This window comes from Ignavigranum ruoffiae, assembly GCF_900110675.1.
GTDB lineage: Bacteria > Bacillota > Bacilli > Lactobacillales > Aerococcaceae > Ignavigranum > Ignavigranum ruoffiae.
The window spans coordinates 445,176-458,317 of sequence record NZ_FOEN01000001.1 but is presented as its reverse complement, the minus strand read 5'-3'; the positions used below and the strand labels follow the sequence as shown (position 1 = coordinate 458,317).

Here is a 13,142-nt window from a genome sequence, read left to right as displayed (position 1 = left end):
TCTAAGTGCGAAGCCAGCTTCAAGATGAGATTTCCCAATTCGTAAGACCCCTGAGAGACGATCAGGTAGATAGGCTAGGAGTGGACGTACAGTGATGTATGGAGCGGACTAGTACTAATCGGTCGAGGACTTAACCACGGATTCGAGGGAAGTGATGGGAATTATTTGAGGGAGATTTGATATTCAGTTTTGAGTGATCATTCACTCAGCGAAGAGATTACCTGTGTGGTGATGAGGGCAAGAAGGACACACCTGTTCCCATCTCGAACACAGCAGTTAAGCTTCTTAGCGCCGATGGTAGTGGGACCTTTGGTCCTGTGAGAGTAGGTCGTTGCCGCGCAGGGTAATTTTCGCTTAATGATTTGGGGGTTTAGCTCAGCTGGGAGAGCATCTGCCTTACAAGCAGAGGGTCAGCGGTTCGATCCCGTTAACCCCCACTATATTTTGACTTGTTAGCTCAGTCGGTAGAGCAACTGACTTTTAATCAGTGGGTCGCAGGTTCGATTCCTGCACAGGTCATTTCTGAATTCGATTTAGAATCTGCGGGTGTGGCGGAATTGGCAGACGCACCAGATTTAGGATCTGGCGCCGCAAGGCGTGGGGGTTCAAGTCCCTTCACCCGCATTAGAAAATAATTTGCCGGCTTAGCTCAGTTGGTAGAGCATCTGATTTGTAATCAGAGGGTCGAGGGTTCAAGTCCTTTAGCCGGCATTTACGCGGAAATAGCTCAGTGGTAGAGCACAACCTTGCCAAGGTTGGGGTCGCGGGTTCGAACCCCGTTTTCCGCTTAGCCTGAATCATTATGTTGGCAATATTTTGCCGGGGTGGCGGAACAGGCAGACGCACAGGACTTAAAATCCTGCGGTGGTTAACACCGTACCGGTTCGATTCCGGTCCTCGGCATTGCACTTGATTGTGTAAAATTGAATAGTGCACCCTTAGCTCAATTGGATAGAGTGTTTGACTACGAATCAAAAGGTTACAGGTTCGACTCCTGTAGGGTGTATATATCCGGGAAGTAGCTCAGCTTGGTAGAGCACTTGGTTTGGGACCAAGGGGTCGCAGGTTCGAATCCTGTCTTCCCGATATATATTATTATGGGGGATTAGCTCAGCTGGGAGAGCGCCTGCTTTGCACGCAGGAGGTCAGCGGTTCGATCCCGCTATTCTCCATTTTTTTGTTGGCGGTGTAGCTCAGCTGGCTAGAGCGTCCGGTTCATACCCGGGAGGTCATGGGTTCGATCCCCTTCGCCGCTATATGACTTTGGACCTTTAGCTCAGTTGGTTAGAGCTGACGGCTCATAACCGTCCGGTCGTAGGTTCGAGTCCTACAAGGTCCATTTCAGTTCTGGAGGATTACCCAAGCCCGGTTGAAGGGAACGGTCTTGAAAACCGTCAGGCGTGTAAAAGCGTGCGTGGGTTCGAATCCCACATCCTCCTTTTTATATTATTATCGCGGGGTGGAGAAGCTGGCATCTCGTCGGGCTCATAACCCGAAGGTCGTAGGTTCGAATCCTACCCCCGCAATTGGTCCGGTGGTGTAGGGGTTAACATGCCTGCCTGTCACGCAGGAGATCGCGGGTTCAAATCCCGTCCGGACCGTTTATACTATGCGGGTGTAGTTTAGTGGTAAAACTACAGCCTTCCAAGCTGTTGTCGGGAGTTCGATTCTCCTCACCCGCTTTGTCCACTATACGGGCCTGTAGCTCAGTCGGTTAGAGCGCACCCCTGATAAGGGTGAGGTCGATGGTTCGAATCCATTCAGGCCCATAGCTGTTATATTGGCTATGGGGAAGTACTCAAGAGGCTGAAGAGGCGCCCCTGCTAAGGGTGTAGGTCGTTTTAATACGGCGCGAGGGTTCAAATCCCTCCTTCTCCGTGATTTTTGCTTTATTCTTATTATGTTGGTCCGTTTGAAAGTGGTTATGCTACAAATTTGGTATAACGTATTTCGAAGACCAACTCAGTGAATTTTTAGTATAAGCACTACCTAACACAGCAAATTTATTATCTTGGTCCGTTGGTCAAGTGGTTAAGACACCGCCCTTTCACGGCGGTAACACGGGTTCGAATCCCGTACGGACTATATACTTATTCAATGGAGGATTACCCAAGCCCGGTTGAAGGGAACGGTCTTGAAAACCGTCAGGCGTGTAAAAGCGTGCGTGGGTTCGAATCCCACATCCTCCTTAACAATGGATCGCGGGGTGGAGAAGCTGGCATCTCGTCGGGCTCATAACCCGAAGGTCGTAGGTTCGAATCCTACCCCCGCAATCTTTCATTTTGCGGGTGTAGTTTAGTGGTAAAACTACAGCCTTCCAAGCTGTTGTCGGGAGTTCGATTCTCCTCACCCGCTTTGTTAAGACCTTTAAAAGGTCTTTTTATTTTGCATATTTTTAGCCTATTACGACGTCAATTCAGCTTTTTTTCTAAAAGAATTTGCACTTAATAAAAGAGTTAACTGATATATCAAGGATTGTTCATGAGTAGTCATTTTTCTGATTTTCATTAACAGTTTTAGATCATTATAAAAAGGACTGGAGCTTGTTACTGCTTCAGTCCTTCTGCTTAAAAGATATAGCTCAGGGTATAGCCAATGTTAAAAATTAAAAAAATACTGGCTAAATAATTTAATTTATTTTGAACTTGGTGTTGTTGGGTTGACTCGACCAAAAGAGGGGCAAAAACTAGTAGAGATAGAATCACAAATACAATCTGAACCAAGAAAAATGAATGACTTGGAAGTGAATCGTAACTGGCTAAACCAATGGCAAGCAAAGCTAGACCTGCACTTATATATTTATTAAAAGGGAATTGTGGATTTCTTCTATCTGGCATCTGTCTGATTTTCAGTTGATTACTTTCTAATTCTAAAGCCAAGAATGCCATTGTGATTGGAATGACTTTGAGCAAGAAGTCCGCATGTAAGGCTGAACTTTGTGAGAAATAGGCAATAACTTGCCAGATAAATCCATTAAAGAACACATTTAAGACGAGATGATAGATACTCGTGGTAAATTTATATGGGAAATAAATTAAGTGATTATAGGCGATGGCTAAAAGAACGAGGACATTAATAATCCAGTGTTGGCTGAGAGCAAATATGACATATAAGATTAGCAAGATGACTTCGCAAGCGATGAGAATGAAGTTGGGTGCCTGTTCACTCATCTTTTGATCTAGCCGAATCCTTAAGAAATGATTGATCACCTCAAGGATTGCTACTATCATATAAAGGAGTAAAAATGTTTTAATGTGAAATTGCCCCACTTGTCTTGCGCCCAATACGCTACCAAAAAGCATCAGGGCCATTGGCGCTAAGAATAATTTAACAAAGGGATTCTGTAATATCTTGATAAATGATTTCATAAAATTGACCTTTCGTTTAGAATTACTATTTCATTGTATTCTATAATAAGATATAATGAAGCTCGTTACAATAAAAATTCCCGAAAGGGTTCACAAATCAGTGAATATGCCTTGTAACCAATAAAGAAAATGGGGGAACGCTTAATGTATAAAAAATTAATAACTTCTGAATCTGTCACTGAAGGGCATCCCGATAAGATTGCCGATCAAATTAGTGACGCTATCCTAGATTCTATCATAATCCAAGACCCTAATGCACGTGTCGCAGTTGAAACAGCCGTTACGACGGGTCTAGTTTTTGTTTTTGGGGAAATTTCAACCAGTGCTTATGTCGATATTCAAAAGATTGTCCGTCAGAAAATTGCAGAAATTGGCTATACCGATCGTAAATATGGCTTTGATGCTGATAATGTAGCTGTCTTAGTAAGTTTAGATGAGCAATCAGCCGATATTGCTCAGGGTGTTGACCGAGCTCTTGAGAGTCGGGATCAAGTTGATAACTCTGCAGAAACCCTAGGTGCAGGTGACCAAGGGATTATGTTTGGTTTTGCTAGCCGAGAAACTGAAAGCTATATGCCTTTACCGATTGATTTAAGCCACCGTTTAGCCCGAAAACTCGCTGAAGTTCGTAAGATGGGACCTTTAACTTATTTAGGTCCTGATGGTAAGACTCAGGTTACCATTGAATATGATGAAGCAATGAATGTACGGCGGATTGACAATATTGTAGTTTCCAGTCAACATGCGGAAGAAATTAGTCAAGAACAACTGCATAAAGACATTTTCGAACATGTAATTAAACCAGTCTGTCCAGCCGAATGGTTAGACGAGCGAACTAAATATTTCATTAATCCAACTGGCAAATTTGTCATTGGAGGCCCGGTAGGTGACTCCGGCTTAACAGGTCGGAAGATTATTGTTGATACCTACGGTGGTATTGCCCATCATGGGGGTGGGGCATTCTCTGGGAAAGATGCGACCAAAGTAGACCGCTCAGCCTCATACATGGCTCGCTATGTAGCCAAGAATATTGTGGCCGCAGGTCTAGCTGATCGCTGTGAAATCTTATTATCTTATGCGATTGGAGTGGCCCAGCCAACTTCAATTAATGTGAATACCTTTGATACGGGTCATTATTCAGAAACTAAGATTGAAGCAATGATTGAACGAGTTTTTGATTTGACCCCGCAGGGCATTATCGATCATTTACAACTAAGACGACCAATCTATAGTCAAACTGCCGCCTATGGTCATTTTGGTCGGATAGATCTTGATTTGCCTTGGGAACGACTCGATAAAGTGCAAGAGATTCAAAACTTTATGCAAAAAGCCTAACGTTTCTCAATGACTAAAGTAAATGGCGGATTATTTTTTTGATTGATAAAATTGTATTGGAGAATACTATATTCCTCTTGGGACCACTCTTTGAGTACTTCAAGGAGTCGGTCTCTTTCTATTTTTCCAGCTGGATGTCCAGAATACACGACGATAATAATCATGCCCTGTGAAACGAGCTGTCGGGAAATTTTCTCGACGGCTGTGATTGTTGAAGTATACTGGGTAGTAATTTGATGGTCGGCTCCTGGTAAATAGCCCAAGTTAAAGATGGCTCCATGGATGGGTAAATTTTCAGGAAGATATTGGTCCACTTGGTCATGATTAGCCAGAAAAGCCTGGAAATTCTTAAATTGATTTAATTTCTCGAGTGAATAGGTAAGGGCCGCTTCCTGAATATCAAAAGCAAACAGCTTTCCTTGAAAGTGAGCTTGTTGGAGTATCAATTGTGAATCGTGTCCTTTACCTAAGGTTGCGTCGATAAAGTTGCCTGCAGGGAACTTTTGGATCAGTTGTTGTAATAGCTGATGACTATAATGAAGTGCATTTAGCAAAACAAGGCCTCCTAATGTTACAAGTGAATTACATTTGTTAAGCTTTTAATAAATCAAACGCAAAACCACCTATACTTGTTTATTTAGTATTATAATAAAAATTGTGAGAAATTAAAATTTTGTTGGTAACGGAGGGACAATAGTGACGAGTAGACGAGAAATAATTTGCCAAAAGGCACAAAAAAACCGTCGGATAAAAAACAGAAAACTTTTTAGTAAAGTTAATGTGAGTATGATGCTTTTATCAAGCGTGTTCGTACTGGAAAATGTTAAACCAACAAATACACTTCCTGTACTAACCAAAACGGTAGAAGCGAAAAATTCTCCAAGTCAATTTTTAGGTTTGGTGGCCGAATATGCTAAAGAAGTTGCTGCTAAAAATGACTTATATGCCTCAGTAATGATTGCCCAGGCAGCCTTGGAATCAGGCTGGGGAAATTCGACATTAGCGACAAACTATCACAATTTATTTGGGATTAAAGGATCTTATAATGGTCAATCAGCTCAAATGAACACCTTAGAAGATGATGGTAGTGGTAATTACTATGGAATTACTGATGGTTTTAGAGTTTATGACAATTATGGTCAATCATTAGCCGATTATGCGAGTGTATTAACCGGAGATAATAACCCTGATTCTTGGCGTTATAATTTCTATAAGGGTGCCCGTAAGAGTAATACCAGTTCATATACCGATGCTACAAGTTGGTTAACGGGTCGCTATGCTACCGATACTTCGTATGGGCAGAAATTAAACCAATTAATTGCGAATTATAATTTGACTCAATATGATGGCGGATATGCTCAAGCGGTTGAAACACAAGCAGCTACACCAAGTGAATCCACGCAACAAGCTGTGGGTGCTGGTTCTTATCAAGTCAAGGCTGGAGATTCAGTCTGGGGCATTGCTCATCGTTATGGCATGACCATGGAAGCTTTACGAGCAGCTAATAACTTATCAGGTAACTTTATTTATCCGGGCCAAGTCTTAGCTGTTAGCGGAACAAGCACTGCAAGTCAACCAAGCCAAGCTGTAAACAATCGAACGGATTCAGTTACCGTTGATAGCACGGAAGCAGCTGCTGGTTCTTATGTAGTTAAAGCTGGAGATTCAGTCTGGGGTATTGCCCATCGCTATGGAATATCTATGGAAGCTTTAACTTCAGCCAATGGAATTAGTAATAACTTTATCTATCCAGGTCAAGTTCTGCAAGTCAATGCTGGCCAAGTTCAAAAACAAATACCAAGTCAAGCTATTGATGCAACGAATGTGACAGAAACTTCGGCGGGTTCACTGTCAGGTTCATCTTATACCGTTAAAGCTGGAGATTCTGTTTGGGGCATTGCTCATCGCTTTGGCATTTCAATGGATAGTCTAGTAAGTGCCAATGGTATTGTTAATAATTTTATCTATCCAGGTCAAAGTTTAGCCATTAATGGCCAAGCTGTAGTAGCCCAAACAAATAATCAAGCAGAAACAACACCAGCCGAGTCTGTTGCTGAAACAGCTCAACCGGTTGAAACTACTGTGGCTGATAACAGCGTGGCTACTAGCGCTAGCTCACAAGGAACGTATGTTGTTCAACGTGGGGATTCATTATATGCGATTGCCCGTAAAAATGGTATTTCATTGGATGAATTAGTGACTTTAAACGGATTTTCCGGGTATGATCAATTGATTTTACCAGGTCAAGTTGTTTTAGTTTAAATTAAATAGTGTAAGGTTTGAAGTATTAGAAGTGTAATGATTTTAAGAGAGCTTACATTTGCTGCGAGTAAGTAATCATCGCTTTGAACTCGTCAAACAGACTTGTTCTTCTGAACGATAGTAAGAAGAATCGTAAACTCTGCGTTAAAGATTTTAAGGGGATTTATCCCGAATAATAGGTGGTACCGCGTTAACTCGCCCTATATTATCTGCTAAAGCTAGATAATGTGGGGTTTTTTTGTATAATAAGAATTAGAATCATTAGGAGGAGCATTATATGACCTATCAACATCAATCCATTGAGAAAAAATGGCAAAAATATTGGCAAGACAACCATACTTTTAAAACACAAAATCGAGGAATAGATCATCCCAAATACTATGTTTTAGATATGTTTCCGTATCCATCAGGACAAGGATTACATGTGGGACATCCTGAAGGATACACAGCGACGGATGTGATGGCGCGGATGAAACGTGCGCAAGGTTATGATGTACTCCATCCAATGGGCTGGGATGCTTTTGGTTTGCCGGCTGAGCAATATGCCTTAGATACCGGTAATGACCCAGCCGAATTTACTCAAGATAATATTAAAAATTTCAAACGACAAATTAATTCACTTGGATTTTCCTATGACTGGGATCGGGAAATTAATACCACAGATCCAGAATATTACCGTTGGACTCAATGGATTTTTACTAAACTCTTTGAAATGGGCTTAGCATATGAAGATAACATTATGGTAAATTGGTGTGAAGCTCTAGGAACGGTCTTAGCTAATGAAGAAGTTATTGATGGTGTTTCAGAACGAGGCGGCTATCCAGTTGTACACCGACCTATGAAACAATGGGTCTTAAAAATTACGGCCTATGCCGATCGCTTGTTAGAAGATTTGGATGAGATCGATTGGCCAGAGAATGTTAAAGATATGCAACGAAACTGGATTGGCAAGTCCGAAGGCGCCTTGGTTAAATTTGCAGTAGATGGTTATGCAGAACTAGAATGCCAAGTCTTTACTACACGGCCTGATACGCTTTTTGGTGTATCTTATATTGTCTTAGCACCGGAACATGAGCTTGTAAGTCAAATCGTTACGGATGAACAAAAAGCACAAGTAGAAGCCTATCAAGCACAAGTTGCTAGTAAGTCTGACCTAGATCGGACCTCACTCGCTAAGGAAAAAACAGGGGTATTTACTGGAGCTTACGCCATTCATCCAGTGACCCAAGAGAAACTCCCCATTTGGATTGCCGATTATGTACTCGCCAGCTATGGAACCGGCATGGTGATGGCCGTACCTGCTCATGATCAAAGAGATTATGAATTTGCCCATCACTTTGAATTACCTCTGAAAGCTGTGATTGAAGGGGATATAAGTCAAGAGGCTTATATTGAAGATGGCATCCATATTCATTCGCAATTTTTAGATGGTCTAAATAATCAAGCAGCGAGTGAGAAAATGATCGCTTGGCTTGAAGAACATGATCGAGGTCAGCGAAAGGTTAATTACCGGCTTCGGGATTGGATTTTCTCTCGTCAACGTTATTGGGGAGAACCTATCCCAGTCATTCATTGGGAAGACGGTACAACGACGGCAGTTGCTGAAACCGACTTACCAGTCGTTCTACCCAAAGCTGACAATATTAAACCGTCAGGAACTGGCGAATCCCCACTGGCCAATATTGAAGATTGGTTATATGTGACCGATCCTGAGACCGGAATGAAAGGTCGTCGAGAAACAAATACCATGCCGCAATGGGCTGGCTCTTCTTGGTATTTCATTCGTTATATGGATCCTCATAATCAAGCGGAATTAGTATCGAAAGAAGCGATGGAAAAATGGCAAAATGTTGATTTATACATTGGTGGTGTGGAACATGCTGTGCTCCATTTACTCTATGCTCGCTTCTGGCATAAAGTTCTGTATGATTTGGGTCTAGTTACCACGAAAGAACCTTTCCAAAAGCTATTTAACCAAGGAATGATTCTGGGTGAAAACAATGAGAAGATGTCAAAATCTAAAGGAAATGTGGTCAATCCTGATGATGTGGTTAAAGAATATGGAGCAGATACGCTTCGGGTTTATGAGATGTTTATGGGACCTCTGGATGCTTCGATTGCTTGGAGTGAGAATGGTCTAGAGGGTAGCCGGCGATTCCTTGACCGTGTCTGGCGCCTAATTATCGATGAAGAAAATGATCGCTTGCAAGCAAGTATCCAAGATGCGGCCAATCCTAATTTAGAGAAAATCTATCATCAAACCGTTAAAAAAGTCACCCAAGATTACGAAATCCTACATTTCAATACAGCGATTTCACAACTTATGATTTTCTTAAACCAAGCGAAGGATGAAGAAATTCTTCCACGTGACTATATTGAAGGTTTTGTTAAACTCTTAGCACCAATTGCGCCTCATCTGATGGAAGAAATTTGGCAATATTTAGGTCATCAAGAATCTATCAGCCTGGCAACTTGGCCAAGTTATGATGAAAGCTTAACATTAGAGAAAATGATTGAGATTGTTGTTCAAATTAATGGTAAAATAAAGGCAAAACTTCAAATAGAAAAAGATATGGCTAAAGATGCCGTAGAAGAGAAAGTACTGGCTCTAGATGAAGTCAAACAAGCTTGCCAAGACAAAGAAATTAAGAAAGTGATTGTGGTTCCAAATCGGTTAGTGAACATAGTGGTTAAATAGTTTAAGGAGGTGTTTTCTTGAAGAGTCCTTTAAATGACAATGATCAGAATAATAAACTGAATCAAGACCCTGATATGGATGCCAATGAGGAGTTAAGTCAGGTATCCTATCGACAAAAGAACAAGCAACCTTTAGATGATGATTATTTCACTTATCAAGAGCTTCATGATTTACAAGCGTCTAAACAAAAAGCTTCAGAGAATGAATTCCGCTATCATTCAATTAAAGATGATTTAATTCGACAACGACAAGAACAAAGTCGTGTTCATCGAAAAAGTAACTTATTAAGTGACCTTTTTCAAAAGAATTATGAGGAATACTACGATCTAAATAAATTAGAACCGATCGAATCCTACAATCAGTTTCCAGAAGAAGCAGAGAAGGAAGAGACCCCTGTCGCAGATAATTCCAATGAGGAGTTTGAACAAAACGCTGATCTGAATGAAAGTCAAGCTTCTGCGATTGAAGCATCACCAAGCGATGCAGAATCTTCGCCTGGAATATTTCAAGCCTTACGTCGTTCGATTAATCACTTACAAGCTTCAAGTGAGCAAATTGTCCAACGAAAAGAAAAGAAGAAAAGTTTTCTAGATTCTATTGCCCAAGCAAAAATGAAAATTAAAAACTTCCGGCAAGATGCAACAGGACTGGATCATCCATCATCAGCTGAATCCATGAAGCAGAATGATCAAGCTGAAATCCAAGATAAGAATCGAATAGCCACTCAAGAACTTGAAAAAGATCAAACGGTCTATTATGTTCGTGATCGAGAAAATATGGATCGTTCTGAACTTGCTGATAACGAAAACGAGTCGTTTGATCAAGTAGATCCGGTTGAGATTGAAACGACGCCTTCGACGCCGAATATCTCTGCTGAAAGTAGCGAAGAAGAACAAGCGATTGTGAAGACTGAACCGGAAGAAGAACAGACTGAAAAACCAAGCATATCTGCTGATCAAAACCAGAATAACCTTGAAGAAGAAGTATTATCAGCAACCGCTGAATTCCAAGAACCGATTTTGACGGATACGGTCTTGAGTGATGTGACTGCTGAAGCAGATATTACGATTGAACAACAGATTCATGAAGAGAAAGATGAGATTGATCGTAGTGATAAACTGATTAAAAAAGATAATTTTGTTTCAGGGGCGGCCTGGCTATCGGTCGGTTACGTAATTTCCAGGGTGATAGGGGCCTTATATGTGATTCCTTGGGCGACTTGGTTTGGCGAAGGTTGGAAGCAAGCCAATACCCTTTATAGTGCCGGATATAAGCCTTATTCTTTATTCTTAGCGATTGGTACGGCTGGATTCCCTTCGGCAATTGCCAAGCAAATGGCCTTGTATCATGCAAAACGTGAATATCGCGTGGCTGATCGACTCTTCAAGCATAGTTTAATGATTATGCTGGCCACGGGATTAATTTCTGGTTTAATCTTATTTATCCTAGCCCCTTTCTTGGCTGAAATGTCACCTAATGTTAATAAAGAAGGGGCAGTCTTGGTTCTAAGATCTTTAGTCCCAGCCTTGCTTATTCTACCGATGATGAGTCTATTTAGAGGCTATTTCCAAGGCTTTAATGACATGAAACCTTCGGCGGTCTCTCAATTACTTGAACAATTTGCCCGGGTCATTTATATGTTAGTGGCAACTTACGCGATTATGGTCGTGATGAAGGGCGAGGTAACGCCAGCGGTGGTACAGTCAACCTTTGCTGCCTTTATTGGTGCGCTTGTATCAATGGTCTATTTAGTAATTATTTATCTTCGTCGTTTGCCTGATATTAAGCAATTGCTAGAACAATCCGAAGATAAGATTACCGTTGATTTTAAAGATAGTCTAAAAATTATGACCTTTGATTCCATCCCGTTTATCATTTTGGGATCAGGCATTATCATTATGCAATTAATTGATACCTATAGTTTCGGTAAAATTCTAGAAAAGAGCTCAATTCTATTGCTTACCGAAATCGATGAGTTATATGGCGTCATGAGTTTGGACGTCGATAAGCTGATCATGATTATTATTTCCTTATCAATTGCGCTCTCATCAGCCTTTGTTCCTTCATTAACTGGAGTATTCGCTCAGAAGAAATATCAAGAAACGGCCAAAATGGTCCAACATATTCTTTCTGTATTCTTTATGGTGATGATTCCATCCGCAATTGGTTTAATGGCCATTTCAGATAATATTTATCAATTATTCTACCCCCTAGGTAGTGAAATGGGGCCAGCACTCTTAATTACCGGCTCTTTTACGGCGATTATTCTAGGGTTATATACGGTCTTATCGACGATTCTACAATCGATGAACTTTAGACGCTTAGCAGTTCGTTTCTTAGTCGTCGGAATAATTGTTAAGATTCTCTTGCAATATCCATTAGTGGTCTTCTTCCAGGCTCATGGTGCTTTGTTATCAACAATGTTTGCTTTGGCGATCTCATGCTTACTGATGTGGATCAAACTCAACCGAGTTCTGAAATTTAACACTTATCAGTTAACCTTAGACTTCATCAAGATATTGGTACCAGCCCTGTTGATGGGGGTTGCTGCCTTGATGTGGAATCGGGTCTTCAATCTTTTATTTGGACCTGTGGGACGTCTGCTAACCTTCTCTAAGGTCATGATGGTAGTCCTTATCGCTGTCTTTATTTATATCGTCTTACTGGCCGTTCAGGGGATGTTATCAATCTTGATTGGTGATCGTTACCAAGCCTTACAAGAAAAGATTAGGATAAAACTATGAGATTAGATAAGCTACTAGCTCATGCAGGATTAGGTACTCGGCGCCAAGTCAAAAAGATGATTCAAGCGGGTACAGTAGAAATAGACCAAGAGGTCATTAAAGATCCGGCTTTTCAGGTAGATCCGAAATTGGTTGATATTACCTGTGAAGGGCAGGCTGTTCACTATCAGCAATATTATTATCTGATGCTGAATAAACCGGCAGGCATCGTTTCAGCGACTGAGGATCATTATTATGAAACTGTCATTGACTGGGTTGCTGCAGATTATAGTCATGTCGACTTATTTCCGGTCGGCCGTTTGGACCGGGATACCACGGGTTTATTGTTATTAACCAACCATGGTCAATTAGCCCATCAATTATTATCGCCCAAGCAAGAGATTGGTAAAGTCTATCGAGCTTGGGTCCAAGGCCGGGTTGAAGCGAATGTCATCACAGCCTTTGCAGATGGGATTGACTTAGGCGATTTTATCACTTTGCCGGCACAGCTATCGATTATCAATTATGATCCGGCACAAGATCGGACATATATTGAAGTTGAAATCTATGAAGGGAAATTCCATCAAGTCAAGCGCATGTTTTCAGCCTTTGATCATCAAGTTGTGACTTTGCAACGGATTCAAATGGGCCCGATAGTCTTAGACCCTAATTTAGCTTTAGGACAGTACCGTCCTTTGAAGCCTGAAGAAATGCAACAATTAAAGCCTTTTGGCTTAATAGAATAAAAGGAGTGGG

General features: G+C 41.3%; 7 protein-coding genes, 21 tRNA genes, 2 rRNA genes, 1 riboswitch and 1 other annotated feature. Of the genes, 28 read left to right on the top strand and 2 right to left on the bottom strand.

Going from position 1 to position 13,142, the window contains the following annotated elements; genetic code table 11:
• The 23 genes from BMX34_RS02160 to BMX34_RS02050 all read left to right on the top strand — a co-directional run.
• Positions 1 to 138 (top strand): 23S ribosomal RNA (locus tag BMX34_RS02160); the annotation flags it as partial.
• 86 nt (positions 139 to 224) lie between these two features.
• Positions 225 to 340 (top strand): 5S ribosomal RNA (gene rrf, locus BMX34_RS02155).
• A gap of 24 nt (positions 341 to 364) precedes the next feature.
• Positions 365 to 437, top strand: a tRNA-Val gene (locus tag BMX34_RS02150).
• Positions 438 to 446: 9 nt separating this feature from the next.
• Positions 447 to 519 (top strand) — tRNA-Lys (locus BMX34_RS02145).
• A gap of 23 nt (positions 520 to 542) precedes the next feature.
• Positions 543 to 624: transfer RNA gene (locus tag BMX34_RS02140), tRNA-Leu, on the top strand.
• A 14-nt stretch (positions 625 to 638) separates the two neighbouring features.
• Positions 639 to 711, top strand: a tRNA-Thr gene (locus BMX34_RS02135).
• A gap of 5 nt (positions 712 to 716) precedes the next feature.
• Positions 717 to 788: transfer RNA gene (locus BMX34_RS02130), tRNA-Gly, on the top strand.
• Between the two features lie 30 nt (positions 789 to 818).
• A tRNA-Leu gene (locus BMX34_RS02125) sits at positions 819 to 903 on the top strand.
• Between the two features lie 29 nt (positions 904 to 932).
• Positions 933 to 1,006: transfer RNA gene (locus tag BMX34_RS02120), tRNA-Arg, on the top strand.
• 6 nt (positions 1,007 to 1,012) lie between these two features.
• A tRNA-Pro gene (locus tag BMX34_RS02115) sits at positions 1,013 to 1,086 on the top strand.
• A gap of 13 nt (positions 1,087 to 1,099) precedes the next feature.
• Positions 1,100 to 1,172, top strand: a tRNA-Ala gene (locus tag BMX34_RS02110).
• Positions 1,173 to 1,182: 10 nt separating this feature from the next.
• A tRNA-Met gene (locus BMX34_RS02105) sits at positions 1,183 to 1,256 on the top strand.
• Positions 1,257 to 1,265: 9 nt separating this feature from the next.
• Positions 1,266 to 1,339 (top strand) — tRNA-Ile (locus tag BMX34_RS02100).
• A 10-nt stretch (positions 1,340 to 1,349) separates the two neighbouring features.
• Positions 1,350 to 1,439, top strand: a tRNA-Ser gene (locus BMX34_RS02095).
• Positions 1,440 to 1,453: 14 nt separating this feature from the next.
• Positions 1,454 to 1,526: transfer RNA gene (locus BMX34_RS02090), tRNA-Met, on the top strand.
• Between the two features lie 2 nt (positions 1,527 to 1,528).
• Positions 1,529 to 1,601 (top strand) — tRNA-Asp (locus BMX34_RS02085).
• A gap of 10 nt (positions 1,602 to 1,611) precedes the next feature.
• Positions 1,612 to 1,682 (top strand) — tRNA-Gly (locus BMX34_RS02080).
• Between the two features lie 13 nt (positions 1,683 to 1,695).
• Positions 1,696 to 1,769: transfer RNA gene (locus tag BMX34_RS02075), tRNA-Ile, on the top strand.
• A 19-nt stretch (positions 1,770 to 1,788) separates the two neighbouring features.
• A tRNA-Ser gene (locus BMX34_RS02070) sits at positions 1,789 to 1,878 on the top strand.
• Positions 1,879 to 2,013: 135 nt separating this feature from the next.
• Positions 2,014 to 2,085: transfer RNA gene (locus tag BMX34_RS02065), tRNA-Glu, on the top strand.
• Positions 2,086 to 2,099: 14 nt separating this feature from the next.
• Positions 2,100 to 2,189: transfer RNA gene (locus BMX34_RS02060), tRNA-Ser, on the top strand.
• Between the two features lie 11 nt (positions 2,190 to 2,200).
• Positions 2,201 to 2,273: transfer RNA gene (locus BMX34_RS02055), tRNA-Met, on the top strand.
• Between the two features lie 11 nt (positions 2,274 to 2,284).
• Positions 2,285 to 2,355: transfer RNA gene (locus BMX34_RS02050), tRNA-Gly, on the top strand.
• A gap of 212 nt (positions 2,356 to 2,567) precedes the next feature.
• Here the strand turns inward: BMX34_RS02050 and BMX34_RS02045 are convergent.
• Positions 2,568 to 3,368, bottom strand: a complete 801-nt coding sequence (locus BMX34_RS02045) for a hypothetical protein (protein WP_092570273.1) — start codon at positions 3,366 to 3,368, stop codon at positions 2,568 to 2,570.
• Positions 3,369 to 3,428: 60 nt separating this feature from the next.
• Positions 3,429 to 3,515, top strand: a riboswitch (SMK box riboswitch).
• Between BMX34_RS02045 and metK the strand changes: the two genes are divergently transcribed.
• Entirely contained in the window at positions 3,513 to 4,703 is a 1,191-nt protein-coding gene (gene metK, locus BMX34_RS02040) for a methionine adenosyltransferase (protein WP_092570271.1), read from the top strand. It overlaps the preceding riboswitch by 3 nt.
• On the opposite strand, the gene BMX34_RS02035 is transcribed toward metK, so the two are convergent.
• Entirely contained in the window at positions 4,700 to 5,257 is a 558-nt protein-coding gene (locus BMX34_RS02035) for a tRNA 5-(aminomethyl)-2-thiouridylate-methyltransferase MnmM (protein WP_092570269.1), read from the bottom strand. The two genes, metK and BMX34_RS02035, sit on opposite strands and share 4 nt — an antisense overlap.
• Before the next feature lie 250 nt (positions 5,258 to 5,507).
• Here BMX34_RS02035 and BMX34_RS02030 point away from each other — a divergent pair, with 250 nt between their 5' ends.
• From BMX34_RS02030 to BMX34_RS02015, 4 genes are all read left to right on the top strand, one after another.
• Complete coding sequence (locus tag BMX34_RS02030) at positions 5,508 to 6,965, top strand: LysM peptidoglycan-binding domain-containing protein (protein ID WP_159428817.1); 1,458 nt, start codon at positions 5,508 to 5,510, stop codon at positions 6,963 to 6,965.
• 1 nt (position 6,966) lies between these two features.
• Positions 6,967 to 7,171, top strand: a binding site (T-box leader).
• A 71-nt stretch (positions 7,172 to 7,242) separates the two neighbouring features.
• Entirely contained in the window at positions 7,243 to 9,663 is a 2,421-nt protein-coding gene (gene leuS, locus BMX34_RS02025) for a leucine--tRNA ligase (RefSeq protein ID WP_092570265.1), read from the top strand.
• 17 nt (positions 9,664 to 9,680) lie between these two features.
• Positions 9,681 to 12,407: an oligosaccharide flippase family protein gene (locus BMX34_RS02020; RefSeq protein WP_092570263.1), complete on the top strand. Its 2,727-nt coding sequence runs from the start codon at positions 9,681 to 9,683 to the stop codon at positions 12,405 to 12,407.
• Positions 12,404 to 13,132 (top strand): pseudouridine synthase, encoded by a 729-nt coding sequence (locus tag BMX34_RS02015; protein WP_092570261.1) that lies wholly within the window; start codon positions 12,404 to 12,406, stop codon positions 13,130 to 13,132. The genes BMX34_RS02020 and BMX34_RS02015 overlap by 4 nt, the downstream gene beginning before the upstream one ends.
• Positions 13,133 to 13,142 lie beyond the last annotated feature (10 nt).